General features: G+C 57.2%; 22 protein-coding genes. 13 read left to right on the top strand and 9 right to left on the bottom strand.

Translation table 11 applies throughout. The annotated features are described in order from the left end of the window. Positions 1 to 29 precede the first annotated feature (29 nt). Entirely contained in the window at positions 30 to 1,283 is a 1,254-nt protein-coding gene (gene glyA / locus F8N12_RS03105; RefSeq protein ID WP_150579118.1) for a serine hydroxymethyltransferase, read from the bottom strand. Between the two features lie 209 nt (positions 1,284 to 1,492). Continuing rightward, positions 1,493 to 5,341, bottom strand: coding sequence for a bifunctional diguanylate cyclase/phosphodiesterase (locus F8N12_RS03100; RefSeq protein ID WP_150579117.1), 3,849 nt, complete (start codon positions 5,339 to 5,341; stop codon positions 1,493 to 1,495). 275 nt (positions 5,342 to 5,616) lie between these two features. On the opposite strand from F8N12_RS03100, the gene ettA reads away from it, so the two are divergent. The 6 genes from ettA to gdhA all read left to right on the top strand — a co-directional run bounded on the left by ettA (position 5,617) and on the right by gdhA (position 12,638). Next, a complete protein-coding gene (ettA, locus tag F8N12_RS03095; protein ID WP_150579116.1) occupies positions 5,617 to 7,281 on the top strand; it encodes an energy-dependent translational throttle protein EttA in 1,665 nt (554 codons plus the stop codon). 461 nt (positions 7,282 to 7,742) lie between these two features. Then, on the top strand, positions 7,743 to 8,609 hold the full coding sequence (locus F8N12_RS03090) for a sugar phosphate isomerase/epimerase family protein (protein ID WP_150579115.1): 867 nt from the start codon (positions 7,743 to 7,745) through the stop codon (positions 8,607 to 8,609). A 78-nt stretch (positions 8,610 to 8,687) separates the two neighbouring features. Next, positions 8,688 to 9,401 (top strand): AzlC family ABC transporter permease, encoded by a 714-nt coding sequence (locus tag F8N12_RS03085; protein ID WP_150579114.1) that lies wholly within the window; start codon positions 8,688 to 8,690, stop codon positions 9,399 to 9,401. Further along, on the top strand, positions 9,398 to 9,733 hold the full coding sequence (locus tag F8N12_RS03080; protein ID WP_150579113.1) for an AzlD domain-containing protein: 336 nt from the start codon (positions 9,398 to 9,400) through the stop codon (positions 9,731 to 9,733). Before F8N12_RS03085 ends, F8N12_RS03080 begins: the two co-directional genes overlap by 4 nt. 38 nt (positions 9,734 to 9,771) lie before the next feature. Then, complete coding sequence (locus F8N12_RS03075) at positions 9,772 to 11,055, top strand: aminotransferase class I/II-fold pyridoxal phosphate-dependent enzyme (RefSeq protein WP_150579112.1); 1,284 nt, start codon at positions 9,772 to 9,774, stop codon at positions 11,053 to 11,055. Between the two features lie 245 nt (positions 11,056 to 11,300). Then, a complete protein-coding gene (gdhA, locus tag F8N12_RS03070) occupies positions 11,301 to 12,638 on the top strand; it encodes an NADP-specific glutamate dehydrogenase (RefSeq protein WP_150579111.1) in 1,338 nt (445 codons plus the stop codon). Here gdhA and F8N12_RS03065 read toward each other — a convergent pair. The 3 genes from F8N12_RS03065 to F8N12_RS03055 form a co-directional block, all read right to left on the bottom strand. Next, positions 12,635 to 13,129 carry a GreA/GreB family elongation factor gene (locus tag F8N12_RS03065; protein ID WP_150579110.1) on the bottom strand — a complete coding sequence of 165 codons (495 nt, stop codon included), beginning with the start codon at positions 13,127 to 13,129 and terminating at the stop codon, positions 12,635 to 12,637. The two genes, gdhA and F8N12_RS03065, sit on opposite strands and share 4 nt — an antisense overlap. Before the next feature lie 162 nt (positions 13,130 to 13,291). After that, entirely contained in the window at positions 13,292 to 15,145 is a 1,854-nt protein-coding gene (locus tag F8N12_RS03060; RefSeq protein WP_150579109.1) for a DUF4105 domain-containing protein, read from the bottom strand. Positions 15,146 to 15,358: 213 nt separating this feature from the next. Then, positions 15,359 to 15,847, bottom strand: coding sequence for a DUF3015 domain-containing protein (locus F8N12_RS03055; protein ID WP_028624601.1), 489 nt, complete (start codon positions 15,845 to 15,847; stop codon positions 15,359 to 15,361). Positions 15,848 to 16,122: 275 nt separating this feature from the next. On the opposite strand from F8N12_RS03055, the gene F8N12_RS03050 reads away from it, so the two are divergent. After that, positions 16,123 to 18,561, top strand: coding sequence for a Lon protease family protein (locus F8N12_RS03050; RefSeq protein WP_150579108.1), 2,439 nt, complete (start codon positions 16,123 to 16,125; stop codon positions 18,559 to 18,561). 330 nt (positions 18,562 to 18,891) lie between these two features. Further along, positions 18,892 to 19,218 carry a hypothetical protein gene (locus F8N12_RS03045; RefSeq protein WP_150579107.1) on the top strand — a complete coding sequence of 109 codons (327 nt, stop codon included), beginning with the start codon at positions 18,892 to 18,894 and terminating at the stop codon, positions 19,216 to 19,218. Between the two features lie 5 nt (positions 19,219 to 19,223). On the opposite strand, the gene F8N12_RS03040 is transcribed toward F8N12_RS03045, so the two are convergent. Beyond that, on the bottom strand, positions 19,224 to 21,053 hold the full coding sequence (locus tag F8N12_RS03040; RefSeq protein ID WP_150579106.1) for a hypothetical protein: 1,830 nt from the start codon (positions 21,051 to 21,053) through the stop codon (positions 19,224 to 19,226). Positions 21,054 to 21,224: 171 nt separating this feature from the next. Here F8N12_RS03040 and F8N12_RS03035 point away from each other — a divergent pair, with 171 nt between their 5' ends. The 3 genes from F8N12_RS03035 to F8N12_RS03025 all read left to right on the top strand — a co-directional run bounded on the left by F8N12_RS03035 (position 21,225) and on the right by F8N12_RS03025 (position 22,886). Continuing rightward, positions 21,225 to 21,713, top strand: a complete 489-nt coding sequence (locus F8N12_RS03035; protein ID WP_007943976.1) for a TIGR00645 family protein — start codon at positions 21,225 to 21,227, stop codon at positions 21,711 to 21,713. Positions 21,714 to 21,835: 122 nt separating this feature from the next. Continuing rightward, positions 21,836 to 22,141 (top strand): DUF6482 family protein, encoded by a 306-nt coding sequence (locus tag F8N12_RS03030; protein ID WP_150579105.1) that lies wholly within the window; start codon positions 21,836 to 21,838, stop codon positions 22,139 to 22,141. Positions 22,142 to 22,268: 127 nt separating this feature from the next. Beyond that, entirely contained in the window at positions 22,269 to 22,886 is a 618-nt protein-coding gene (locus F8N12_RS03025) for an FKBP-type peptidyl-prolyl cis-trans isomerase (RefSeq protein WP_150579104.1), read from the top strand. A 132-nt stretch (positions 22,887 to 23,018) separates the two neighbouring features. Here F8N12_RS03025 and F8N12_RS03020 read toward each other — a convergent pair whose 3' ends face one another. The 3 genes from F8N12_RS03020 to F8N12_RS03010 form a co-directional block, all read right to left on the bottom strand. Further along, positions 23,019 to 23,276, bottom strand: a complete 258-nt coding sequence (locus F8N12_RS03020) for a hypothetical protein (protein ID WP_095632313.1) — start codon at positions 23,274 to 23,276, stop codon at positions 23,019 to 23,021. 206 nt (positions 23,277 to 23,482) lie between these two features. Then, positions 23,483 to 23,824: a zinc ribbon domain-containing protein YjdM gene (locus tag F8N12_RS03015; RefSeq protein WP_150579103.1), complete on the bottom strand. Its 342-nt coding sequence runs from the start codon at positions 23,822 to 23,824 to the stop codon at positions 23,483 to 23,485. Positions 23,825 to 24,198: 374 nt separating this feature from the next. Further along, a complete protein-coding gene (locus tag F8N12_RS03010; RefSeq protein WP_150579102.1) occupies positions 24,199 to 25,167 on the bottom strand; it encodes a polyprenyl synthetase family protein in 969 nt (322 codons plus the stop codon). Positions 25,168 to 25,407: 240 nt separating this feature from the next. Between F8N12_RS03010 and rplU the strand changes: the two genes are divergently transcribed. Together rplU and rpmA are read left to right on the top strand one after the other, a co-directional pair. Continuing rightward, on the top strand, positions 25,408 to 25,722 hold the full coding sequence (gene rplU / locus F8N12_RS03005; protein ID WP_003176051.1) for a 50S ribosomal protein L21: 315 nt from the start codon (positions 25,408 to 25,410) through the stop codon (positions 25,720 to 25,722). Between the two features lie 34 nt (positions 25,723 to 25,756). Further along, the gene (rpmA, locus tag F8N12_RS03000; protein ID WP_003215862.1) at positions 25,757 to 26,032 is read left to right on the top strand and encodes a 50S ribosomal protein L27; all 276 of its coding nucleotides are present in this window, start codon (positions 25,757 to 25,759) and stop codon (positions 26,030 to 26,032) included. Positions 26,033 to 26,120: the final 88 nt, after the last annotated feature.

The raw sequence follows: 26,120 nt of genomic DNA, 5'->3' as shown, positions 1-26,120 counted from the left end.
TTTTTTACTGCTGCGATTTAACGCCGCAATTAAGCGCCATACACCGGCAGCTTCTTGCAGATGGCCTTGACCTTCTCACGAACGGCGTCGATCACCGCCTCGTTGTTCAGGTCAGCCAGGATGTCGCAGATCCAGCCGGCCAGTTCCTTGCACTCTGCTTCCTTGAAGCCGCGAGTGGTCACAGCCGGGGTGCCGAAGCGCAGACCGGAAGTGACGAACGGAGAGCGTGGATCGTTCGGCACGGAGTTCTTGTTGACGGTGATAAATGCTTTGCCCAACGCGGCGTCGGCGTCTTTACCGGAGATGTCCTGCTTGATCAGCGACAGCAGGAACAGGTGGTTCTTGGTACCGCCGGACACCACGTCGAAACCGCGCTCGATGAACACTTCGGCCATGGCCTGGGCGTTCTTTACCACTTGCTCCTGGTAGGCTTTGAACTCTGGCTGCAACGCTTCCTTGAAGCAGATCGCCTTGGCCGCGATGACGTGCTCGAGCGGGCCACCCTGGGCGCCCGGGAAAACGGCAGAGTTGAGTTTTTTCTCGATGTCGGCGTTGGCGCGCGCCAGGATCAGGCCGCCACGTGGGCCGCGCAGGGTCTTGTGCGTGGTGGTGGTCACGACGTCAGCGAATGGCACCGGGTTCGGGTATACGCCAGCGGCGACCAGACCGGCCACGTGGGCCATGTCGACGAACAGGTAAGCGCCGACTTTGTCCGCGATTTCGCGGAAGCGTGGGAAGTCGAGGATCTGCGAATAGGCAGAGAAACCGGCCACGATCATTTTTGGCTTGTGCTCGACCGCCAGGCGCTCGACTTCGTCGTAGTCGATCAGGCCGTTGGTGTCGATGCCGTACTGGACGGCGTTGTAGAGCTTGCCGGAAGAGGAAACACTGGCGCCGTGGGTCAGGTGACCACCGTGGGCGAGGCTCATGCCGAGGATGGTGTCGCCGCCTTGCAGCAGGGCGAGGTACACCGCACTGTTGGCTTGCGAACCGGCGTGCGGCTGAACGTTGGCGTAATCAGCGCCGAACAGCTCTTTGGCGCGATCAATGGCCAGTTGCTCGACGATATCAACGAACTCGCAACCACCGTAGTAACGCTTGCCCGGGTAGCCTTCGGCGTACTTGTTGGTCAGTACCGAGCCTTGAGCTTCCATCACCGCAGGGCTGGTGTAGTTTTCCGAAGCGATCAGCTCAATGTGCTCTTCCTGGCGCTGAGCTTCTTGCTCCATGGCGGCAAAGAGATCGGCGTCGTACTTGGCAATAGTCAAATCACGGCTGAACATGGCGGTCCTCAAGGATCGGGGCAGAAAAGGGGAGCATTCTAACCCAACCGCTTTTGGATGGCATATGAAAGGAATTCAGCTGCAAGCTGAAAGCTACAAGCGGCAAGCTGAAAGCGACAGATGACCGGCTTCTGCTTGTAGCTTGCCACTTGAAGCTTGCAGCTTGCAGCTACTCTTCGTGTTTGATTGATTGAAGCTGTCAGCTTCAATCAATCAAACACGAAGAGCGCATCATTACAGAACTGCGCCTCGAACCTGGCAGCCGGCATCGGTCGTCCGAACAGATAACCCTGAACCTCATCGCACCCGTGTTCACGCAGGAATTCGAGCTGTTCATGGGTTTCCACGCCTTCGGCGATCACCGCCAGGTTCAGGCTGTGCGCCATTGCGATGATCGCCCGGGCGATCTGCGCGTCCTGCTCGCCGGACGGCAGGCCATCGACGAACGTGCGATCGATTTTCAGCACGTCGATAGGGAACTGCTTCAGGTAGTTGAGCGATGAATAGCCGGTGCCAAAGTCGTCGACGGCAATGCTCAGCCCGAGGTTTTTCAAGCCGTCGAGAATCTGCATCGCCTCGCCAACTTCACGCATCAGTATGCTTTCGGTCAATTCCAGCTCCAGGCACGCTGGCGGCAGCCCTGTTTCCTTGAGAATTGTGGCGATCCGTGTCCCGAGTTGGCCGTCGGAGAATTGCCGCGCGGAAATGTTCACCGACATCTTCGGCACACGCACCTTGGCCTGATGCCAGGTCTTGAGCTGACGACAGGCCTCGCTGATGACCCAGTCGCCCACATCCACCACCAGCCCCAGCTCTTCCAGCACCGGAATAAAGTCTCCCGGCGGCACCAGGCCACGGCGCGGATGACGCCAGCGCAACAAGGCTTCGGCGCCGGTCAGACGCTTGCCATCGCCGCTGAACTGGGGCTGGTAATACAGCGAAAACTCATCCTGCTCGAGGGCGTGGCGCAAATCGCTCTCCAGCTCCAGACGCTCCAGCGCGCTGGCATTCATGTCGGTCTGATAAAACTGGAAGTTGTTCTTGCCGCGTTCCTTGGCGTGGTACATCGCGGTGTCGGCATTTTTCATCAATTGACTGAGTTCGTTACCGTCCTGCGGACTCAATGCGATTCCGATACTGGCAGTGACGAAGAACTCGCGCCCCTCCAGCACAAAGGGTTTCACCAGGCTGGCGAGAATTTGCTCGGCGACATGAATTGCCCGGTTCAACGCCACCTCGCGGTTGACCCGCGGCTGCAGAAGCAGGGTGAATTCGTCGCCGCCCATGCGCGCCACGGTATCGTCATCGTCTACGCAACCGAGCAAGCGCGTGCCCATTTCCTTGAGCATGCGATCGCCGGCAGCGTGGCCGAGGGAATCGTTGATAGGCTTGAAGCGGTCCAGGTCGAGGAACATTAGCACCACCCAGGATTTCTGCCGTTCCGCCGACTGCAGAGCAGTGTGCAGACGATCCTGAAACAGGGTGCGGTTGGGCAAATGCGTCAGTGCGTCGTAATAGGCGAGGCGGTGAATCCGCTGTTCGCTGGCCTTGCGCTCGCTGATGTCGCTGAAGAAACACACGTAGCTGGCCAGGTCGCCTTCGTCATCGAGCACCGCCGTGATCCCGACCCAGGCCGGGTAATGTTCGCCGTTGCGCCGGCGCAACCATACTTCGCCTTCCCAGGTGCTGTGCTGATTGAGCTGCTTGATGACATAGCGCAGATGCGCGTTCTGCTGTTCGTCCACGGTGAGCATGTTCGGCAGTTGATCGAGCACCTGCTCCACTGCATAACCGCTGACACGACTGAACGCTTCGTTGGCCTGGACGATGTAGCCGGCCGGGTCGGTAATCAAAATCGCCGAGGTCGAGTGCTCGAAAACCGTGGCCGCCATGCGCAAATCTTTCTCGGCGCGGCGTTGCTGACTGATGTCGCGACCGACGCCCAGCACGCCTTCGAAGGCGCCGTGTTCGTCCCACACCAGCACAAGTCGCAGCTCGATCGGGATCTTGCGCCCGTCGGCTCGCAGGCAATCGAACAGAAACAGCTGGGTTTGCACCTGGTTGCGCAACTGTTCCAGCTGCTCGGGCTTGTCCAGCGCCTTGCTCACCCGGTCCATCAGCTCGGTGATTCCGGTCAGTTGTTGCGGGTTGGCGATGGTCGATTGCCAGCCGTTCAAGAAGATCCAGTCAGCGTCGTAACCCAGCACGGCTTGCACTGAAGGGCTGACGTAATTGAGCGAGAGTTTGCTGTTGGTGGAAAAAATCACATCGCTGATGCTTTCGGCGAGCATTCGGTAGCGTTGCTCGCTATCACGCAAGGATTCGCTGGCTTCAATCTGCTCGGTGACATCTTTGGCCACACCGATGATGCGCGTGACCTGATCTTGCTTGTCCCGTGCCAGCGCTTGCTCGCGTATGTCAAAGCGCCGCCATTGGCCATCGCGGTGACGGAAGCGCAACTGACACTGCAATAGCTGACTGTAGCCGGCGTGCCGCTGAACCTGCCGGGAACGGTGGTAGTCGTCGGCATCTTCCGGATGCAGAAGAATTTCCCAGAAGTACTCGCCCATCTGGTGCAGTTCGGTGCGGTTGTAGCCCAGGGTCTGGCCCAAATGGTGGTTGCTGAAAATCATCCGCTGACTGACCACGTCCTGTACGTACAGGTGATCAGGCACGGTGCGCACCACGTCCGACCAGAATCCTTCACGCTCAAGCAGTGATAATTCGATAAGTTTGCGACTGGTGATGTCGCTGATACTGAGGATTACCGCTTTATAGCCGCTGGTGTCTTCCGGCAGGCGCAGCACCAGCCACAGATGCTGGTCTCGACCGTTGGCGTCCTCGCGCGTGATCTCCAGTTCCAGCTGTTTCTGCTGTGTCAGGACCGCTTCCAGAACCTGAGTGCCGATGGCAGCACCGTCCAGTGAATTGCCGGAGATCAGCAAGTTCCAGGCTTGCTCGGGCGTATGGACATTGAGCAGTTGCAGGGCGACCTGATTGACCTCGGTGATACGCAGTTGCCGCAACAACAGATGCTTTTGCTCCGGGACCGCCAGCCACGCGTCCAGCTGGGCACCAGTGCGCAGCCGGGCCTTGTCGAAAACGCCCTTCAGGCTGGAGACATCCAGCACACATAGCGCCACGCCCGTGCCGTCGAAAATATCCTGATAGCGCCGACGACCCTCGCTGACCTGAAGTTGACGGCGACGCATGTTCAAAAGCGCAATCAGCGGCAGCAGGGAGAACGCCAATCCCAACAGGCATTTGGCGATAAAGGCTGGCAGCAGCTCCTCGATCACACGTTGTCGGTCGAACAGGCCGCGCATCTGCCAGTCGCTGCTGCTCAGCGGGACTGTCAGCACACTGTTAGCCAGATCATCCTCGGAGAGCAGGGCGGGTCGGGTCGCAGGCAGCATCTCGTCGCGACTGATGATCTGATGATTGAGGCGATTTTCCACCAACCATAGAGGCCGGATGACGCCTCCCTCGTGCTGTGTCAGTGACGAGAAAAAAGTCGGAGTCAGGCGCAGAGCCCAGTAGCCACGACCGCTGCCACTGGCCTGATGCAGCAACAAGTGAACGGTCGAGCCGTCCTCGGCATTGCTGAAATAGTGGGCCTGATTACGGCTGCGGCGTACCAGATCGGCGAGGTAATCGGCGTCGATGGCGTTGTCCGCCGTGTCACTGAGAATTTTCCCGGAAGGGCTCAGCAGCGCGAGGCTGCGCACCTCCGGTAACGACTGTTGCACTTTACGCAGCAAGGCCTGTTGCTCGGCGGCGCCTTGCGGGTGTTCGACAATGGGCAGCAGATTCAGGGCAATCTGCGCATTCAGGGCCATATTGAGACTGACCTGTGCGGCGAGGTCAGCGGTGTAGTCAATGGTGTATTGGCGCTGGTTTTTCTGGGTTTCACGCAGTTGATCGAGCAACTGCCAGAACAGCAATGCCAGCAGCAACAACACCAAGGTCGCCAGAGCGCCTTTAAGGGTTCCGCGCAAAGGGGAACCGGGCGCAACGGTCGCTGCACGAGAGGTCAGGAGTGGGGAGGCATTCGGCAAACTGTAATCCTGCGGTTTGGCTGGACTGGCGCGACGTGCACTATAAGCCGGACGCCCGAAGGGCGGCTAGCATGCCTTGAGTTGTGGCAAAGTGCCAGCGCCGCTCGGCTGGACTGCCACTTGTCATTAAGGTAGCTTTGCCGGTTACGCGGGAGCGTTCCAGCTCCTAGACTCAGACTTTTTCAGCGCGCACGCGATCAAGCGGACGATGCGCACGGTCTGGCCGGGCCTCGCCCGCGCTCCAATCATTCATTGTCACTGACCCAAGGTTCTCCATGGCTCAATACGTCTTCACCATGCATCGGCTGGGTAAAGTTGTTCCGCCGAAGCGGGAAATCCTGAAAAACATTTCGCTGTCATTCTTCCCCGGCGCCAAGATCGGCGTGCTCGGCCTTAACGGGTCGGGTAAATCCACGCTGCTGAAAATCATGGCTGGCGTCGATACCGAATTCGAGGGCGAAGCACGCCCGATGCCGGAACTGAACATCGGTTATCTTCCCCAGGAACCGATTCTTGATCCAACCAAGACCGTGCGTGAAGTGGTCGAGGAAGCGGTCAGCGTGATCAAGAACGCTCAGGCTCGCCTGGACGAGGTCTACGCCGCTTACGCCGAGGAAGATGCCGACTTCGACAAGCTGGCTGCCGAACAGGCCAAGCTCGAGGCGATTCTGCAGGCCAGCGATGGTCACAACCTGGATCGTCAGTTGGAAGTGGCGGCCGATGCGCTGCGTTTGCCGGCGTGGGATGCCAAGGTCGAATTCCTCTCCGGTGGTGAAAAACGACGTGTTGCCCTGTGCCGCCTGCTGTTGTCAGCCCCGGACATGTTGCTCCTGGACGAACCGACCAACCACCTGGACGCCGATTCCGTCGCCTGGCTGGAGCACTTCCTCCATGACTTCCCGGGCACCGTGGTAGCAATTACGCACGACCGATACTTCCTGGACAACGTCGCCGGCTGGATCCTCGAGCTCGACCGCGGCGCCGGTATTCCTTACGAGGGCAACTATTCCGGATGGCTTGAAGCCAAGTCCAATCGTCTGGCTGCCGAGTCCAAGCAGCAGTCGGCCCATGAAAAAGCCATGAAGGAAGAGCTGGAGTGGGTGCGCAAAGGCGCCAAGGCCCGCCAGTCCAAATCCAAGGCACGTCTGCAACGCTTCGAAGAAATGCAGTCGCAGGAATTCCAGAAGCGCAGCGAAACAAACGAGATTTACATCCCGGCCGGTCCGCGGCTGGGCGACAAGGTCATCGAATTCAAGAACGTATCCAAGGGCTACGGCGACCGGGTGTTGATCGACAACCTGTCGTTCTCCATGCCTAAAGGCGCGATCGTCGGCGTGATCGGCGGTAACGGTGCCGGTAAATCGACCCTGTTCCGCATGCTGATGGGCAAGGAAACGCCGGATTCGGGCACTATCGAAGTCGGCGACACCGTGCAACTGGCGTGCGTCGATCAGAGCCGCGAAGACCTGGACGGCAGTAAAACTGTATTCCAGCAAATCTCCGACGGTTCCGACCAGATTCGTATTGGCAACTACGAGATCCCGTCGCGTACCTACGTCGGTCGCTTCAACTTCAAGGGCGGCGACCAGCAGAAGTTCGTCAAGGACCTGTCCGGTGGTGAGCGCGGTCGCCTGCACCTTGCGCTGACTCTGAAGGAGGGCGGCAACGTCCTGTTGCTCGACGAACCATCCAACGACCTCGACGTTGAAACTCTGCGTTCCCTGGAGGAAGCCCTGCTGGACTTCCCGGGCGCCGCCATTGTGATCTCTCACGATCGATGGTTCCTGGACCGCGTAGCGACGCACATTCTGGCGTACGAAGACGACTCGCAAGCGGTGTTCTTCGAAGGTAACTACACCGAGTACGAAGCCGACCGCAAGAAGCGTCTCGGCGAAGCGGCTGCCCAGCCGCACCGCGTGCGGCACAAAAAGCTGGCCTGACAGGCGCAATGGCTGGAGCAGCCTTAGTCAGTCTGAAGACTTGCAAGTGCTGTTGACCGAAATCCGATGCCTGCCCAGGCATCGGATTTTTTTTTGTCCTTGATCAGGCAATGAAGTGTACGTTCTAAAGTTATGTCTCTAACCTTTCAAGCGCAAGTAACAAAGTGTGAAACGTTGCATTCATAAGTGTATTTTATAGTTTGATGAATTATCGCTGTTGGTACGAGGCTCAGTTGGCTTTTTTGTGCCCGAAGACCGTTTGGTTGTTACAGTGCTTTATATTATGAAATGATTGGTTTATTTCATTTTGTCGATGATGCGTTATGGTTGCTTTGGTCATTTGTTAATGAGTGATGCATGCCCCAGGGTGTGCGTGGAATCAAACTAACTATTTCGGCTGCAGCGCGTTTTATTTTCAAGGCGCTTCGGTACACGTTTCAGTGTGAGAGTGAACTAATATTATGGAAATTGATAATGCAGATGTCCGTGCTGACAGGTGGCCTGGGTATATGGCAGGCGCCGCTCAGCAGAACTATTTAAGGGCAGAGCAAGGAGCGCTGGAGGCTGCCGCTCAAGGATATAGCCATTGGTATATCGACGGTAGCTTGCCGGGAGAGCGTCCTTCCGACTGGACGGCTGGTCGAATAGACGCCCTGCTCGAAACAATACAGCGACTCAGTGTAGAGCCCATATATCACGGAAACTTCAAGGCGCCTCTGGGGAGCGACGTTCGGGAGTTGGGGGGTGCGGCGCTTGATTATATTAAGCGTGAGGTGGACCTGAGTGCATCGTTGGGCGGTGCACCTGTCATCGTTCATGGCGGCGGGATCGTGGAGCCTCGTCTGGTCATTGAAGCTCGTCGATTGGGGTTGACGATGCTCATCGATAATCTGCTCGAGCTTGTTGATTACGCCAGTCAGCGAAACGTAGAGATATGGCTGGAGAATCTGAGCAACTACACGAAATTCCATCCGTTTTATTATGTGTGCGTTACGGAGGAAGAATATGCGGAGGTGTTGGATAGCGTGCCGGGTCTGAAGTTCTTCTTCGATGTATCTCACGCCCATGTCAACGGCGGGAATCCTGTCGAAGTTTTTGAGCGATTGCACCGGCATGTGGTGGGTATGTCTTTCAGTGACAACAAAGGTGAGCGCGACTCGCACTTCCCGCTGGGCCGGGGAACACTCGATTATCCTGGTCTCGTCCAGGCGATACATAAACATCAGTGGAGAGGCTTGATAGGCTTCGAAACCCGTGGCAGCACGCTGTCCGAAAGCCTTGCGTACCTGAACAACCTCCCTGGCCAGACTTCTGAAGGTCGCATCTGACGACGGGATCGTGTTCAGGTTGCCTGGAATGATTTCCTTAGAAGATGTGCTGATTCCAGCAAGTCAAGGTGAATGCCTGTGAGCTCTTTTCAAGAAAAAATAATCCGTATTAGAAATGATGCCTTTGTAAAAGGTTGTATTGATTCTTTGCCAGTTTGCCTGGCTTTTACGTTCATGTTTTTTTCCATCGGCGTTTTACTGGCCTCGGCCGGATTCACGTTGATTCAATCAGTCGTGATGACATTGGCTGTTCACGCAGCGCCTCTCCAAGTGTTTATTGGTCAGTCCGATGGGAGTATCGGTATCTGGGCCTTGGTAATGGTTACGCTATTGGTGAATTTTCGGTTCATGATCATGTCGTCCGTGCTGTGTGAACACTTCAAGTCCGTCTCTATGGCGAAAATGATGTGGTCGGTGCAGTTGTTATCTGTCTCGACATTTACACTGGCCAATGCTAGAAAAAAAGACGTTCACGATAATTATCGCTATTTTCTGGGATGTGGGTTGTCGAGTTTGTTCGTCGCGATGTTGGCCACGCTACTGGGTTACATAATACGGGCCGATCTGGGTGTCACCGCCTACGCAGTGATCGCTATGATATTACCCATTCACTTTACTGCACTTGTGGGAATGTCCTGGCCAAAGTGGCGACCTGTCGCGGCTACCGCGATCGGGTTTGCAGCCACTCCGGTCGTGGGCGCCTGGGTCGGTGTCTATCATGTGTTTATTGTCCCGCTATTGTTGGGGGCCGTGTTTTTGTTCGCTGACAGGGTTACTGGGAAAACTCCATGAATAACTGGACTTTGATTTTAGTTGCTGCCAGCGTGTCGTACGGCTTGCGTTTTCTGCCAGTGTTGATTTTCCGCAAATTCAAAGTGAGCGGGGACGGAAGCGTTTATGTTTTTTTGAGTTATGCTGCTTGCGCAGTCACGGGTGGAATCATCTATTCCATCGCATTTGGTGATGCACTGTTTGGACACTGGATGGGTCACCTTGAAGGTGATCAAATCGTCAAGATAATAATCATTGTGCTTGCATTCTTAGTTGCAGCTGTTTCACGCAGCGTCATCAAATCTCTGTTCTGCTGCGCGACATTGTATGGAAGTATTTTATATCTGACTTGAGTGCGGGATGCACACTTTAAAACTATCAAGGTAATTAAATGGATATTTTTACGGGCTTCAACGAGTCCCCGTGCCGGCTCACGCTTGCAGAGCTTGAAACCTGCTATTCCCGGGCAAAAGCAGCGGCACTGGACATTAACATGACACGGGGCTTGCCCTCACTTGCGCAGTTGGAGCTGGCTACTCCCTACCTGTCATTACCCGGCACAGTGGACTTCGTTTCCCGAAACGCTATCGACTGGCGCAATTATGGTTGTTTGCAAGGTATGCCCGAGCTCAGGGAGATGGTTGCGCAGCCGCTGCTCGGATTACCCGCGGAACAGATCGCCGTAGGTGAGAACTCCAGCCTCGCACTGATGCACGAGACGCTCGGTTACGCATTCACTCATGGACTGTGCACCAGCCCCAGACCTTGGGGGAAGGAGCCGGTTATAAAGTTTCTCTGCCCCGTTCCGGGGTATGACCGCCATTTTTCGATGTGTGATGAATTCAACATCGAGATGATTACCGTTCCTATGGGTGAGTCAGGTCCAGACATGAATCGGGTTGAACGTCTGGTCGCGTCAGACCCGGCGATAAAAGGGATGTGGTGCGTACCCAAATACAGTAATCCCACCGGCACCGTTTACTGCAGTGAAACTGTGGAAAGGCTCGCCCAGATGCCCACAGCAGCAAAGGATTTCGTCCTGCTCTGGGATAATGCTTATGCTGTTCACCATCTGACGGACCATGAAGTGCAGAACCAACCCATTGCACAGATGTGTGAAAAAGCCGGGCACGCCGATCGGTGCATTATTTTCGCTTCGACCTCGAAGATGATCTTGCCCGGTGCGGGCTTGGCGTTTATCGGCTCCTCACCCGCCAACCTCGCCTGGTGGTTGAGTCACCGCAAATGTCGCACCATCGGCCCGGATAAAGTCAACCAGCTGCGCCATTTGCTATTTTTTTGCGACAGCAACGGTTTGCTGGATCACATGAAAAAACACCGTGCGTTGCTCGCGCCCAAGTTTGAACGCCTTGAAGCCGAACTTTCGAACGGGTTTGATGGCGTTGATGAGGTGAGCTGGACGAGCCCGAAAGGCGGATATTTTGTAACTTTGCACTTGCCTGAAGGCTGTGCGCGGCGCGCGGTTGAGCTTGCGCTGCAGGTGGGCGTGGCATTGACGCATGCCGGTGCGACCCATCCAGGTGGCAATGATCATCGAGACAGCACTATTCGACTGGCACCCACCTATCTGGATGACGAGTCGCTAGGTGTTGCGACCCAAGTATTGGTAGTGAGTGTACTGCTGGCGATAGCACAACATCCGGATTATCGATAGTTCACCCTGAGCACGCTCTTTTGACTACCCCGGGTGGGTCAGCGGGGGCGTGCTCATCAGGGAGCATGCCCTTTTTGTTTGGCTCTATTTCAGCGCACTGCTGCATTGATTAAAGCGTGGGATTTACATTAATTGCACCATTTAGTTTCTTAAATGCGACATTTCGCACTGTTCTTGTGCGTCATGTGTTTGGTAAAGTCCGGCCAAATCTTTTCCAACGACAATAAATTTGCCGAGACATTTCCATGACCGAATCCGTAGACACCTTCCTGGCCCGCCTAAAAAAGCGCGATCCTGACCAGCCTGAATTTCATCAGGCCGTAGAAGAAGTCCTCCGCAGTCTGTGGCCATTTCTGAAAGCCAACCCGCATTATCTAACCTCCGGCATTCTGGAGCGGATGTGCGAGCCGGAACGGGTGATTGTGTTTCGAGTCTGCTGGGTTGATGATCACGGAGAACTGCAGGTCAATCGCGGCTTCCGCATCCAGATGAACAGTGCCATCGGCCCCTACAAGGGCGGGTTGCGTTTTCATCCTTCGGTCAACCTCGGCGTGCTGAAATTCCTCGCCTTCGAGCAGACCTTCAAAAACTCGCTGACCTCACTGCCCATGGGCGGCGGCAAAGGCGGTTCGGATTTCGACCCGAAAGGCAAAAGTGACGCCGAAGTCATGCGCTTCTGCCAGGCCTTCATGAGCGAGCTGTATCGTCATATTGGCGCAGATGTTGACGTCCCGGCAGGTGACATCGGTGTCGGTGCGCGCGAGATCGGTTTTCTGTTTGGCCAGTACAAACGCCTGAGCAACCAGTTCACCAGCGTGCTGACCGGCAAAGGTCCGAGCTATGGCGGCAGCCTGATCCGTCCGGAAGCCACCGGTTTTGGCTGCGTGTACTTCGCTGAAGAAATGCTCAAGCGTAGCGGCGGAACGGTCGAAGGCCGACGTGTTGCAATCTCGGGTTCCGGCAACGTTGCGCAATATGCTGCGCGCAAGGTCATGGACCTGGGCGGCAAAGTGATTTCGCTCTCCGATTCCGAAGGCACGCTTTATTGCGAGGCGGGGTTGACCGAGGCGCAATGGCTGGCGTTGCTGGAGCTGAAAAACGTCCATCGTGGTCGAATCAGCGAACTGGCGGGGCGCTTTGGCCTGGAGTTTATGGCCGGTCAGCACCCTTGGTCGCTGAGCTGCGACATTGCGCTGCCGTGTGCGACGCAAAACGAACTCGATGCCGAGGCCGCTCGTACACTGCTGCGCAATGGCTGTGTCTGTGTGGCGGAAGGCGCAAACATGCCGACGACGCTCGACGCGGTAGACCTGTTTATTGAAGCTGGAATCCTCTTCGCGCCGGGTAAGGCTTCGAACGCCGGTGGCGTTGCCGTAAGCGGTCTGGAAATGTCGCAAAACGCCATGCGCCTGCTGTGGACCGGCGGCGAAGTGGACAGCAAGCTACACGCGATCATGCAGTCGATTCACCATGCGTGCGTGCATTACGGCGAAGAAAACGGTCGGATCAACTACGTCAAGGGCGCCAACATCGCCGGCTTTGTAAAAGTCGCCGATGCCATGCTCGCGCATGGGGTGATTTAAGCCGGTTCGATGCGGATGATTTCGATCATCTGATCGCCTGCCGGGCGCTGCCATAGCACTTCGTCACCCAGTTGCGCACCGTGTAATGCCCGGCCCAGCGGTGAGCTCCAGTTGATCAGGCCCGCTGCCGCATTGGCCTGATCTTCCCCGACCAGTTGCACGGTTTGTTCGATGTCGTGCTCATCGGCATAGGTTACACGGCTCCCGATCTGAACCTTCTGCGTCGATGTCGCGGCAGTCACCACCTGAGCGCTATGCAGGCGTTGGGTGAAATAACGCAGATCGCGCTCGAGGTCAGCCTGACGTTGCTTGTCAGCCTGCTCGCCTTTGGCCGATTGCTCACTGAGCAGTTGTTGCAGCTCGCCGACCTTGGCCTGCAACTGAGCGTGGCCGGTGGGCGTAACGTAATTGGGTTGCGCGCTGATCTGCCGTTCAACCGGCTGATCGGCCTGCGCAGCGGCATTATCTTCATTAACGAAAGCGCGACTCATGGTTTTTCTCCCTTCATAAGGATTTGGGCCATGGCATCGGGCATTGGTTTCACCCAATCTCAGGTGTGGGCGAATGGTTAAGTACCGTAAGAGCCGGGCTTGCCCAGCGATGGCGTATTCGAAATCGCTATCGCCAGCAAGCCGGCTCCTGCAAAGCCTGGATCAATAGTGATACCACTTCACTTCAAGCATCACTTCGTTTTCCGGCGAGGCGAGGTGGCTGAATTCGCGTTGGGCACTCAGGCGCAAGCCGAGGTTGCGCGACAATTCCCATTGCTGATTCAGACTGACGCTGCGGCGTACTTCGCCATTGGTAAAGAAATCGCCCCTGGCTTCCAGGCTGAAATTGCCTAACGGGTTCTGCCACAACACACCGCTGTTGAAACCTGCTGCCGGCGAGATGAATTCGGCGAAGTCGTTGTTGTGCTCGACGCGCACAGTGCCCAACGCGAAACCGAGCATGTCTTCGCTCAGTTGCCAGGTACCGCCAGCGCCGCCATTGACGTGGCTGACCAGGGTTTCGTCGTCGTGCTTGCCCGGCACTCGCTCCAGGCCGCCGGTGACTTGCCACGACAGCGGCTGTAACAGCTCATTGCGCGGAGTCAGCGAGCGAATCGTCGCCAGATCCAGTTGCTGCAATTGCCAGTTATTGCCTTCGTACTGACGCAGTTTCATCTGCAAAATCTCGATCTGCGCGCCCAGCGGGAAGCTCTCGGCATTGTCGTTGAGATCGTGATACGCCATGCGCAGGCCATATTCGCCAAAGGCTTGATCGCCGCGCGTACCGATGCCGGCCTGCCAGGTGCGCGATTCATGACCGTTCTCGGGCAGACCCGGTTGCGCAATGTCCAGTTCCGGCGCAGGGTTCTGATTGATAGCTCGCAACAATTCAAAGCTGCGCTGCGCTCGATTCGCATCGCGTTCCTGACCGTTGGCGCGGTAGCGTTCCAGACGGTAGGCGGCATCAATGATCAGCGCCTGGCGGTCGCGGGGCTGCGCCTTGAAGGCCGGATCCTGTAGCTGTTTCTGGTCAGCGCTGACTTTCAGCACCCACTGTTGCTCTTCAGGATCGAGCGGTTCGGCGCGACTCAGCAGCTCACGCTCGCGGGAAGGACGGTACTGAATTGATTCGACCAGCCCGGCCTCTTTCACCGCTTTTACAGTGTCGGTCGGAATCGCAGTCAGCGGGAATTGTTCCGTCAGGCGCAGACCCGGCCGTGCCACTTGCAGCAGCTCCAGCAAACGATAGGAGCAGTTTTCGTCGAAGAAAAAATAATCGAACTGGATCTGCTTGAGTTCCCAGACGTGCTCGACCATGCGCTCGGTTTCCGCCTGGGTCAGGTTCAGGCGGTATTCCCACAGATCACGGTTTTCCAGGCTGCGGTATTCCGAAAGTTTCTCTTGGTAGGGCACGAGCGCGAACAAACCCGGATAACCACCCATCAAACCTTTCCAGGCATACAGAATGCTGTTGTCCGAGCCTTCAATGTAAGCACCGAAGTTGATCGCATAACTGAGCAGCGCGGTCTTGTCGGTTTGCACATCGGCCTGGTCGATGCGCAGCAAGGTGTGGCCGAACATCGACGACGGGCTGTTCAGATAGGCCGCAGGAAAGATCATTACCGTGCTGTGCGGCGACACGTCCTTGAACCATTGCTTGAACTCGGCGCACTGCGGCGTCGGCAGGTCGGTCAGGTTAAGTTGGGCCTTGAGCCAGCGGGTGCGCGCCGGATAGACGCATTGAGCGTGTTGTTCGCCGGCACTGGCAGGCCCGTACAGCGCTTGCACGGTTGCCGCCAGTTCGCGGTCAGGATGTTCGTTGCCGTCGGCCGCGAGAAAGAATTTGCGGTCGCTGACATAGCTGCGCCAGCCGCCGAGTTTGGCGGTTTCGTAATGACCCAGAGAAATCCAGAAGGGATCGTTGGCCAGTTGCTGCAAACGTTGATTGTCGATATGTGGCGCGGCGGACAGCGGGGCGCAGACACAGAGCGCCAGCCAGGCAAGGCGTTTGAGCATAGTGGGCAACTTAAGTCGAAAAAATAAAGACCAGGGCGGTTTATGCCATCGCCTGTAGGAACTGTCGAGTGCTACGAGGCTGCGGTCTTTTGATCCTGAATATCAAAGATCGCAGCCTCGTAGCACTCGACAGCTCCTACACGGTTGGCATTGCCCAAGAGGGCAGGTCCAGAAAACAAAACCCGCTCCTCGAGAGGAACGGGCGGGTGGAGCTTATGCTTGAGTGGCGTATTTGGCCAGACGAGCATCGTTCTTCAAAACGGACACAGTGTTGGTATGCACGTCTTCAGCGGTCACGTCAGCTTTGCTGAAGATCTGCTGGAAGTGCTCGTGAGTCACAGCAGCGAAGTGCGCACGGTCTTCCGGCGCCACGCCCAGTACTACGGCGTAAGTAGTCAGCGCTTCGCCCTGACCTTTAGCCATATCTTCGGACAGCTCATTCATCATGCCATTCATGGCCAGCCAGGATTTGCCGCCGTAGGTCAGCGACGCATTGGTCGAGCAACCGTTGGTACCCGAGGTCATGCCGAATGTTGCGTTGCCGGAAGTGCCGTTAGTGGTGGATGCCAGGAAGTGAGCCGGAGTGCCACGCTGACCTTCGAACAGCATGTTGCCCCAACCGCAATCCGGGCCGCCAGGCGCTTGAGCCATGGCGTTGATGGATACAGCGGTGAAGAGAGTACCGAGAAGAATCCGTTTCATAGCTTTGTTCTCTTTATGTGCATACCAATGGACAAAGGGTCTGGCCCGATCTGGCGCCAGTGGGCCGGTTATTGTTCCAGCCGCGCAATTTGGAGTTTAGGCAGGTTCCAAGGGTTCCGTGACATTTTACGAAACATTCATCGAAAGCATTGTCTGACCCGCGACCTGTCGGGCAATCCGCGCTTGGCTATGCTTTGTCAAAGGCGCGCCTTGCCAGTGAGGCACGGGCAGCGCCAGAATGCCGCTATCTGCCCCGCCTGATGTAAGGAAGCCCGATGCCTGATCCTGTTGCTGCCAGCTTGCGTCTAGCGCCCGAAGCGCTGACCCGTCCGTTTTCCGCTGAACAGTTCAGCTTCTCTACCACCAATGAATTGGAGCCCTTCCGCGGTGTGCTTGGCCAGGAACGTGCGGTCGAAGCCTTGCAGTTTGGTGTGGCCATGCCACGCCCCGGTTACAACGTATTTGTCATGGGCGAGCCTGGCACTGGTCGCTTCTCGTTCGTCAAACGCTATTTGAAAGCCGAAGGCAAACGCCTGCAAACCCCGTCCGATTGGGTCTACGTCAACAATTTCGATGAGCCCCGCGAGCCTCGCGCCCTGGAATTGCCGGCGGGGACGGCCGGCGCGTTCATCGGCGACATCAACGGCTTGATCGACAACCTGCTCGCGACGTTCCCTGCGGTGTTTGAGCATCCGTCCTACCAGCAGAAAAAAAGTGCCATCGACCGTGCCTTCAATCAGCGCTACGACAAGGCCCTGGACATTATCGAGCGCCTTGCGCTGGAGAAAGACGTCGCGCTGTATCGCGACGCCAGCAACATCGCGTTCACGCCGATGGCTGAAGGCAAAGCGCTGGACGAAGCGGAATTCGCGCAGCTGCCGGAAGCCGATCGTGAGCGTTTTCACGACGATATTTCTGGCCTGGAAGAGCGTCTGAACGAAGAGCTCGCCAGCCTGCCGCAGTGGAAGCGCGAGTCGAGCAATCAACTTCGCCACCTCAATGAAGAAACCATCACCCTGGCGTTGCAGCCTTTACTGTCCCCACTCTCGGAGAAGTATGCCGAGAACGCTGCGGTGTGCGGTTACCTGCAGGCAATGCAGGTTTATCTGCTGAAGACTGTGGTGGAGCAACTGGTCGATGACAGCAAGCCGGATGCCGTAGCGCGCAAGATGCTCGAAGAGCAATATGCGCCGAGCCTGGTGGTCGGTCATTCGTCCAGCGGTGGCGCGCCGGTGGTGTTCGAACCGCATCCTACTTACGAAAATCTCTTCGGCCGCATCGAATACAGCACTGACCAGGGCGCGCTTTACACGACCTATCGGCAGTTGCGACCGGGGGCCCTGCATCGGGCCAACGGTGGTTTCCTGATTCTTGAAGCGGAGAAAATGCTCAGCGAGCCGTTCGTGTGGGACGCACTCAAGCGTGCGCTGCAATCACGCAAGCTGAAAATGGAATCGCCGCTGGGTGAGCTGGGTCGTCTGGCCACCGTGACCCTCACCCCGCAGAACATTGCGCTGCAGGTCAAAGTTGTCATCATCGGCGCCCGCCAGTTGTATTACACGCTGCAGGATCTCGATCCGGACTTCCAGGAGATGTTCCGCGTTCTGGTCGACTTCGATGAAGACATCCCGATGGTCGACGAGAGCCTCGAGCAGTTCGCCCAGTTGCTCAAGACTCGCACTTCGGAAGAAGGCATGGCGCCGCTGACTGCCGATGCGGTCGCGCGTCTGGCCACTTACAGCGCCCGTCTGGCCGAACACCAGGGACGTTTGTCGGCGCGCATTGGCGACCTCTTCCAACTGGTCAGCGAGGCGGATTTCATCCGTCACCTGGCCAGCGATGAAATGACTGATGCCGGGCATATCGAACGCGCCCTCAAGGCCAAGGCCACGCGTACCGGGCGCGTCTCGGCGCGGATTCTCGATGACATGCTCGCCGGGATCATCCTGATCGATACCAATGGCGCGGCCGTGGGCAAGTGCAACGGTCTGACCGTGCTCGAAGTCGGCGACTCGGCGTTCGGTGTGCCGGCACGGATTTCCGCCACGGTCTACCCCGGCGGCAGTGGCATCGTCGACATCGAGCGTGAGGTCAACCTCGGGCAGCCGATTCACTCCAAAGGCGTGATGATCCTCACCGGGTATCTGGGCAGCCGTTATGCCCAGGAATTCCCGCTGGCGATTTCCGCAAGCATCGCGCTGGAGCAATCCTACGGTTACGTCGATGGCGACAGTGCGTCGCTGGGTGAGGCCTGCACGCTGATTTCGGCGCTGTCGAAAACCCCGCTCAAGCAATGCTTTGCCATCACCGGTTCGATCAACCAGTTCGGTGAAGTGCAGGCCGTGGGCGGGGTCAACGAGAAGATCGAAGGCTTCTTCCGCCTCTGCGAAGCGCGCGGGTTGACGGGCGAGCAGGGCGCGATCATTCCCCAGGCCAACGTCGCCACGCTGATGCTTGATGAGAAAGTGCTGGCGGCGGTGCGCGCCGGGCAATTCCATGTGTACGCCGTGCGCCAGGCGGATGAGGCTTTGAGCCTGTTGGTGGGGGAGCCCGCCGGAGCGCCGGATGAGAATGGCGAATTTCCGGAAGGCAGCGTCAATGCGCGAGTCGTGGAACGCTTGCGGGTGATCGCGGAAATGATCAGCGAAGAAGATCTCAAGGAGGCGGAAAAGGAGATCGCGCTGGAAGCGCTGGTTGAAGCCAAACCGGCCTGACCCAAACCTGAGATCATCGCAACCACTGTGGGAGCGGCGGTGCGACGGTTCGACCTGCTCGCGAAAGTGGTGTACCAGACGACATTAACGTCTACTGACACACCTTTTCGCGAGCAGGCTCGCTCCCACATTTGTTCGTGTGAATGACAAGAAAGTGCCATCACTCTGACGCCAAACTTCACACAATGACCATTCGGCGCCTTCTGGTGCCAAGTGGCGTCCGGATCAGACTTTTCTTCTATTCTCAGCTCAAGGATATCGACAGTATCACTGGATCGAGACAGCCTCCCCGTTGGCGGCTGAATACCGGATCTACCGAGGGTCGCCGCCATGTCGCGCAACCTCTGCCTCACCCGTCAATGTCTGGGTCTTGTAACCCGGATCGAATGTGCCATCCGCCCTTTAGCGGGAGATACGGGCATGTGGACCTTGCTGTTCGCCGCCGGAATGGCCGGCGAGCAACCGTCTGCCATCAAAGCCCAAGGCCCTTTTCACGGGCCGTTTGTGGCCGAATCCATTCTCGACACCATCGTTGAGAGCCTGACCCTGCACGGCTACGAATTGGCCGATGATCCGCAGATCTGGAGCCTGCACTTGCAGGCGCAACTGCGTGAAATAAACGGCGGGCGTTGTCGTGGTGCCAGGCCTCAACTGTAATGGTTTCAGGGTTCGAGGCTGCTCAGGTCAGCCTCGTCGAGTTTCAGCTCAAATCCATACTGCACTGTAGTGAGGTCGGTTCGCTGGTAGCTTTCCAGTCGGGTCGGCTGGCCATAGAAGTACTGCACGCCCATTACCGCCGGGCCTTCTGCGCTGGCGTCGTGACTGACGGCCAGAATCTCTTTCAGGTAATTTCCGCTGTCATCCCTGGCGAAAAAACGCCATTCCTGCGCTGGGAACAGTGCGCGGTCAATCACCAGCGCGTTGTCGCGAATCTCAAGGCCCTGGGGCAATTGATCGACGCTAAAACTTTGCTTGGCGACCTTGGCCAGAAATAGCGGGAAGGAACCGACGGCGAACGCCGGTGTGTCCGGGAACAGATTCAGGTCGTAGGTGATGGTGCCCGCCAGTGCGTCAACTTCGTAGGCTTGCGGGGGCAACTCAATGGGTTCATCGCGCTTGCCGGAGCCATCACCGGTAAAGAACGTCACCGGGCTCTCACCAGGGTTGAGGGCAGTGCCCAACAGTTCGTCGTTGAAGCTTTTCGGGTGGCTGAACTCAATGGTCGCGGCGCTTGGATCTTCCACGGATTGGCGAATGTTGACGCCCTTTTTCAGTTGCTCCTCATTCAAGGTCGCACCTTTGAGCCAGGTCGGGGCCTGATCGTCGTAGACGACCACCGGCAGGGCCAATGGAGCGACGGTTTTTTGCGTGGTGTGCGGGTCGAAGCGTCGCACCGGCAAGTCCAGGTCTTTGCGCGTCACCGTGGCCGTCGAGAAATCCAGCAAACTGACCTCAAGGGTTTCAATCGGGCCGTTGAAATAAACCCTCGTATACTGCTTACCCTGCTGTTGGTCGAAGCTCCGTTGCTCTTCCTTCAACTGATTCGCCAACGTCTCGCTCCAGGTTTTTTGCGCCTGCAGTTTTGCCAGCTGTTTTTCATAGAAGGCGATCTGCGCCGGGGTTTCATTGATGGCGCCAGAGCGCGCGAGAAATTGTCCGGTGTTGTCCCTGGCCTGAACGATCAGCGGATTGAGCGGCGTGTCGGCGACTTCGGTGGCCAGCGGCAGGCTGTTGTGAAACTCTATTTCGGCATAATTGCTTTCCAGTTTTAGCAAAGTGACGCTGAGGTTGTCATTGGTGCGGGTCTGGCCGACATCCTTTTTACTCAGGTCGAAGCTGTAGAGACGACGCGGTGCGATCACTTCCACTTTGCCCTGCAGGCTGACCGGTTGTGGCTGGTGTTTGTTGTCCACGTCCAGACCATCGATGAAGGGGTAGGTCACCGTCAGGTCGTCCGGATGGGTCAGGTTTGAACTGGACGGGCTCAACTGAATCCCGGGATCGGTTTCCGACCACTCCGGCTGGAACGGGATAACACGCTGGTCGCTGAGAATTACTGACTGCCATTCCAGGCCATGGGGAAACAAAAAGGTATCCGGAATGTTGAAGCTGAAAGGGTAAACCGGTTGCAGGTCTGTCAGGTAATCGGAACTGGAATCCTTGTGCAGCACCAACAGACCGTTGATGAAGGTGTCGACCAGCGCTTGCGGCGTGGGGTAATGCTTGAGCACTGCCAGGACGTCTTCGCTGTACTCGGTTTCTACCGGTTTGCTGTCCAGCTTGAGTTGTGCCCGTTCGAGCAGTAACAGTGAACCGCCAAGTTCTGCCACGGCGGTCCGAAGCTGCGGATCCTCTATCGCATTCACTGACTGCTCGAACTGCACGGTTTTTTCGTCCAGGCTGACCTGACGTTTCTCATCGCTGGGCGAGCAGCCGCTCATCAGCAGCGCCATGCAGATTCCGGCGCTCGTTAAAGGCAATCGCACATCCATTATCCAGTTTTCCTGTCCGATATCGCTGAAGTGTCAGTGAGTGGGACACTAGCAGAAAGACTTCGTCACACACGCGCAGGCTACGGATTTTCCGCTTGTTGCCGGTTGCTTCTGGCCAGGGGCAGGTGACTGGTATACTCGCGTCCATTTTCAGCCAACGTGTGAGATTCAATGGAACGCTTTATCGAAAACGCAATGTACGCCTCCCGCTGGCTGCTGGCGCCGATCTACTTCGGCCTATCGCTGGGTCTGTTGGCGCTGGCGCTGAAATTCTTTCAGGAAGTTTTCCACGTCATACCCAACGTCTTCTCAATGGCCGAATCCGACCTGATTCTGGTGCTGTTGTCGCTGATCGACATGGCGTTGGTGGGTGGTCTTCTGGTGATGGTGATGATATCCGGTTACGAAAACTTCGTTTCGCAACTGGATATCGACGACAGCAAGGAAAAACTCAACTGGCTGGGCACCATGGACTCGTCTTCGTTGAAGATGAAGGTCGCGGCGTCCATCGTGGCGATTTCTTCGATCCACTTGCTGCGGATTTTCATGGACGCCAAGAATGTCGATCCTGAACATTTGAAGTGGTATGTGATCATCCACATGACGTTTGTGGTGTCGGCGTTCGCCATGGGTTACCTGGACAAGCTGACCAAGCACTGACCCTGATGCGGCTGGCGCGCCATGGCGCAACCAGACGAGCGGTGTGATTTGCCGCTTGTGCTTTGATGCGCCGAAGCCTATCCCTGTAAGGATACGGTCTCGCGACAGCGTGGGGTGTTTTCATGAATCTGCAAGAGTTGAATGCCTATACCATCGCCGGCAAGGTCGATGAGCTGAATTTGATCTCGATGGAAGGCGGAATTTATTTGCTGGAGGCGCGCATGCATGGCGCGGCGTATCCATTGAGCGACGCCCGGGGCGAGGCGTTCCACTTGCGTTCGGTCGAGCATGCGCGGGAAGTGCTGCACGCATGCGCCGAAGTGCAATTCAACCTGGTGCATACCTCGGTGCATGACGAAATGTGTGGGCTCGGCGCCAGCGCGGGCGAAAGCCTTAAGGTGCCAATCGCCTTCCGGTCTGCCAGGTAACGCTGGCGCTCTGATCAACGCGACGGCATCTGTGCTAGTCTGCTGGCCCTTTTTGGTTCCGGGCGCTCCGGGACGGGCTGTGCACGCACGGCAAGTTCCCGGGCCGTCCGCACAGCGGAGCACTTTCATGTCCGAAGTAAATCTGTCCACCGACGAAACCCGCGTCAGCTACGGCATTGGCCGTCAGTTGGGCGACCAGCTGCGCGACAACCCACCACCGGGCGTTAACCTTGACGCGATTCTGGCAGGTCTGACCGACGCGTTCGCCGGCAAGCCAAGCCGGGTGGGTCAGGAAGAAATGTCCGCAAGCTTCAAGGTCATTCGCGAAATCATGCAGGCTGAAGCGGCTGCAAAGGCTGAAGCGGCGGCTGGCGAAGGTCTGGCGTTCCTGGCTGAAAACGCCAAGCGTGACGGCATCACCACTCTGGCTTCCGGCCTGCAGTTCGAAGTGCTGACCGCTGGCGAAGGCGCCAAGCCTTCCCGTGAAGATACCGTACGCACGCACTATCACGGCACTCTGATCGACGGCACTGTATTCGACAGCTCCTACGATCGCGGTCAGCCAGCAGAATTCCCGGTTGGCGGCGTCATTGCCGGCTGGACCGAAGCCCTGCAACTGATGAACGCCGGCAGCAAATGGCGTTTGTACGTGCCGAGCGAGCTGGCTTACGGCGCTCAAGGCGTTGGCAGCATCCCGCCGCACAGCGTTCTGGTGTTCGACGTCGAGCTGCTCGACGTTTTGTAATGCCTGGCCCGTTCTCACGTCGGGCTAATGTGTGAGCGAGCCTGCTCGCGATAGCGGCAAAACAGTCGACAGAGATGTTGAATGTTGGTCAGCCATCGCGAGCAGGCTAGCTCCACAGTTTTTTGCGGTATTTCATAGTTCGATCTTATGATTCAGATCGCTCGTTGGTCGCAACGCCCGGGCGTAGCAGAACAAAAACAAATTGCGCACCAGTTCCTTGAGCACCACCGGCTCACTGGAACTCAAGCCATTGACGTCGAGGTCACCCTGATCCTGCAACTCGTTCAAGGCTTCCTCTTCAAGTACGGCACACACCTCCCCGGTTTCTCGATGCAGGATCCTGAGGTAGGGGTGTGGGCGATCCAGCCAGGCATCGATCAAATAAGTCATGGGTCTCATCTCCATTGATTGGTTTCAATGAGAATAATTCTTATTCATCAAATAGCAAGGGCCTATTGGCAGTTTGTGTTTTTTTCAGGGAAAAGGCTGCGTAAGGTCAAAATGGCTGGCGTTTGGCTACTGCGAGGCAATGCGGGGCTAAGCGGGGAAGGGTGAAGCACCATCCCACGCCGGGAGCGGGATGGCGTACAGCAGGTTTAGACTTTTCTGACAAACTCGGATTTGAGTTTCATCGGACCGATGCCGTCGATCTTGCAGTCGATATCGTGATCGCCGTCACACAGACGGATATTCTTGACCTTGGTGCCGACCTTGACCACCAGCGACGTGCCTTTGACCTTGAGGTCCTTGATCACGGTAATGGTATCTCCGTCTTGCAGGACGTTGCCCACCGAATCCTTTTTCACGGCGTCATCAGACGCCACTTCAGCCTCGCCAGTGGCGGACCACTCGTGGGCGCACTCCGGGCAGATCAGCTGTGCGCCGTCTTCGTAGGTGTATTCGGAATTGCATTTCGGGCAGGGTGGCAACGTGCTCACTAAAGCTCCTTGGTTTGAGGATCGCTAAAAGTCGCACATTGTATAGGGATTTAGGTGCGAAAGGGCGTGGCGCTGAGATACCTGCGGGTGCGGGTTTGTGGCGAGGACACTTGCCTGTGGCGAGGGGCTTGTCGGAGCGCCGCATCGCCCCGTTCGGCTGCGAAGCAGTCGTCAATCCACCGCATGCGGTTTGATCTTGAATGTTGGGGGCCGCTTTGCGACCCAACGGGGGCAAGCCCCCTCGCCACAGGCCCGCTCCCCACATGGATGTCGCATCCACCGCATGCGGTTTGATCTTGAATGTTGGGGGCCGCTTTGCGACCCAACGGGGGCAAGCCCCCTCGCCACAGGCCCGCTCCCACATGGATGTCGCTTTAGTGAGTGCGCGCGACCGCAAACTCACTCAACTCGACCAACGCATCGCGATATTCGCTGGCCGGCAGGGCATCGAGGCATTTGATGGCGCGGGCCACATAATCACGGGCCAATTGAGCGGTGTATTCCAGCGAGCCGGACGCTTCAACGGCTTCGCGAATACTTTCCAGGTCCTCGATCCCGCCTTTCTGGATCGCCTTGCGCACCAGCGCCGCTTGTTCCGGCGTGCCTTCACGCATGGTGAAAATCAGCGGCAGGGTCGGCTTGCCTTCGGCCAGATCGTCACCCACGTTCTTGCCCAGAGTCTCCGCGTCGCCCTTGTAGTCGAGCAGGTCGTCGACCAGCTGGAAAGCGACGCCGAGGTGGTCGCCGAAGGTGCGCAGTGCTTCCGCCTGTTCCGGCGTCGCTTCGCATAGGGCCGCGGCGCTGTGGGTCGAGGCCTCGAACAGCATCGCCGTCTTGCCGCGGATGACTTCCATATAGGTTTCTTCGGTGGTGCTGGCGTCGCGAACCTTGGACAGCTGCAGCACTTCGCCTTCTGCAATGATGCGCGTGGCTTGCGAAAGGATTTTCATCACTGGCATCGAGCCTAGCTCGACCATCATTTCGAAAGAGCGCGAATACAGGAAGTCGCCTACCAGCACGCTGGGCGCGTTGCCCCACATGGCGTTGGCAGTGGAGCGGCCACGGCGCATGCCGGACATGTCGACCACGTCGTCGTGCAACAGGGTGGCGGTGTGCAGGAACTCGATGGTTGCGGCCAGCAGACGCAAATCATCGCCTTCGCGACCGAGGGCCTTGCCGCACAGCAGCACCAATAAAGGACGCAAGCGCTTACCGCCGGCCGAGGTAATGTAGTCGCCGATTTTCGATACCAGCGGCACTCGGGAAGTCAGCTGCTTCTTGATGATGCCGTCGACGGCGCTAAAATCGTCCGCCACCGTGCGGTAGAAAGCTTGGGGTTGCATCAGCGACAGTTGCTCCAGAAGGGTTGCGCGGCATGCTAGGACCCACGTCGGCGGGTGTCAAGGCGCGATGGACGGCCTCTTGCATCACCCCGGCAGCTTGCGTACAATCGCGCACCCTGAACTTCCTGGGCAGCACCTGCCTTACGCAATTGCAGACAGGCCTTCCAGCCTTATGCAGCCATGCCAGCCAATACCTCTTCCTATAAAGAGCTGGGTGAGCAGGATTATCGGAGAAATACCATGTCGTACGCAGTAATTGTTACTGGTGGCAAGCAATACAAGGTCGCCCCAGGTGAATACCTGAAGATCGAAAAACTGGAAATCGCTACCGGCGAATCCGTTACTTTCGATCGCGTTCTGTTGGTCGCCAATGGCGATGACGTGAACATCGGCGCTCCAGTTGTTGCTGGCGCTACCGTTGTGGCTGAAGTGATCTCCCAAGGTCGTCACGATAAAGTCCGCATCATCAAGTTCCGTCGTCGTAAGCACCACATGAAGCGTATGGGCCACCGCCAGTGGTACACCGAGATCAAAATCACCGGTATTCAGGCTTAATTTCAGCCTAATTCCTCACTAGGAGAATTGACTCATGGCACACAAAAAAGCTGGTGGTAGTACCCGTAACGGTCGCGACTCAGAAGCCAAACGCCTTGGCGTGAAGATGTATGGCGGCCAGGTTATCATTCCGGGCAACATCATCGTGCGTCAGCGCGGCACCCAATTCCACGCTGGCTACGGCGTTGGCATGGGCAAAGATCACACTCTGTTCGCTAAAATCGACGGCGTGATCAAGTTCGAAGTAAAAGGCGCTTTCAACCGCCGTTACGTAAGCATTGTCCCGAAGACTGAAGTCGTCGCGGCATAATTGCGTAGTTGCTGGAAAAGCCCTGTCTCGCGACGGGGCTTTTTCGTTTGTGGGGTGAGTCTCTTGCAAAGCTGTTTGTAATGGGCTC

Source organism: Pseudomonas fluorescens (assembly GCF_902497625.1).
In the GTDB taxonomy this organism is placed as follows: Bacteria; Pseudomonadota; Gammaproteobacteria; order Pseudomonadales; family Pseudomonadaceae; genus Aquipseudomonas; species Aquipseudomonas fluorescens_BQ.
The sequence above is the reverse complement of the archived record's forward strand: the minus strand, read 5'-3'. Positions and strand labels throughout refer to the sequence as shown.

What these genes read in the sequence shown, in the direction of transcription:
- glyA (WP_150579118.1), bottom strand. Translation starts at nt 1,283, where the DNA reads ATGTTCAGCCGTGATTTGACTATTGCCAAGTACGACGCCGATCTCTTT.
- ettA (WP_150579116.1), top strand. Translation starts at nt 5,617, where the DNA reads ATGGCTCAATACGTCTTCACCATGCATCGGCTGGGTAAAGTTGTTCCG.
- F8N12_RS03090 (WP_150579115.1), top strand. Translation starts at nt 7,743, where the DNA reads ATGGAAATTGATAATGCAGATGTCCGTGCTGACAGGTGGCCTGGGTAT.
- F8N12_RS03080 (WP_150579113.1), top strand. Translation starts at nt 9,398, where the DNA reads ATGAATAACTGGACTTTGATTTTAGTTGCTGCCAGCGTGTCGTACGGC.
- F8N12_RS03075 (WP_150579112.1), top strand. Translation starts at nt 9,772, where the DNA reads ATGGATATTTTTACGGGCTTCAACGAGTCCCCGTGCCGGCTCACGCTT.
- gdhA (WP_150579111.1), top strand. Translation starts at nt 11,301, where the DNA reads ATGACCGAATCCGTAGACACCTTCCTGGCCCGCCTAAAAAAGCGCGAT.
- F8N12_RS03065 (WP_150579110.1), bottom strand. Translation starts at nt 13,129, where the DNA reads ATGAGTCGCGCTTTCGTTAATGAAGATAATGCCGCTGCGCAGGCCGAT.
- F8N12_RS03060 (WP_150579109.1), bottom strand. Translation starts at nt 15,145, where the DNA reads ATGCTCAAACGCCTTGCCTGGCTGGCGCTCTGTGTCTGCGCCCCGCTG.
- F8N12_RS03055 (WP_028624601.1), bottom strand. Translation starts at nt 15,847, where the DNA reads ATGAAACGGATTCTTCTCGGTACTCTCTTCACCGCTGTATCCATCAAC.
- F8N12_RS03050 (WP_150579108.1), top strand. Translation starts at nt 16,123, where the DNA reads ATGCCTGATCCTGTTGCTGCCAGCTTGCGTCTAGCGCCCGAAGCGCTG.
- F8N12_RS03045 (WP_150579107.1), top strand. Translation starts at nt 18,892, where the DNA reads ATGTCGCGCAACCTCTGCCTCACCCGTCAATGTCTGGGTCTTGTAACC.
- F8N12_RS03040 (WP_150579106.1), bottom strand. Translation starts at nt 21,053, where the DNA reads ATGGATGTGCGATTGCCTTTAACGAGCGCCGGAATCTGCATGGCGCTG.
- F8N12_RS03035 (WP_007943976.1), top strand. Translation starts at nt 21,225, where the DNA reads ATGGAACGCTTTATCGAAAACGCAATGTACGCCTCCCGCTGGCTGCTG.
- F8N12_RS03030 (WP_150579105.1), top strand. Translation starts at nt 21,836, where the DNA reads ATGAATCTGCAAGAGTTGAATGCCTATACCATCGCCGGCAAGGTCGAT.
- F8N12_RS03025 (WP_150579104.1), top strand. Translation starts at nt 22,269, where the DNA reads ATGTCCGAAGTAAATCTGTCCACCGACGAAACCCGCGTCAGCTACGGC.
- F8N12_RS03020 (WP_095632313.1), bottom strand. Translation starts at nt 23,276, where the DNA reads ATGACTTATTTGATCGATGCCTGGCTGGATCGCCCACACCCCTACCTC.
- F8N12_RS03010 (WP_150579102.1), bottom strand. Translation starts at nt 25,167, where the DNA reads ATGCAACCCCAAGCTTTCTACCGCACGGTGGCGGACGATTTTAGCGCC.
- rplU (WP_003176051.1), top strand. Translation starts at nt 25,408, where the DNA reads ATGTCGTACGCAGTAATTGTTACTGGTGGCAAGCAATACAAGGTCGCC.
- rpmA (WP_003215862.1), top strand. Translation starts at nt 25,757, where the DNA reads ATGGCACACAAAAAAGCTGGTGGTAGTACCCGTAACGGTCGCGACTCA.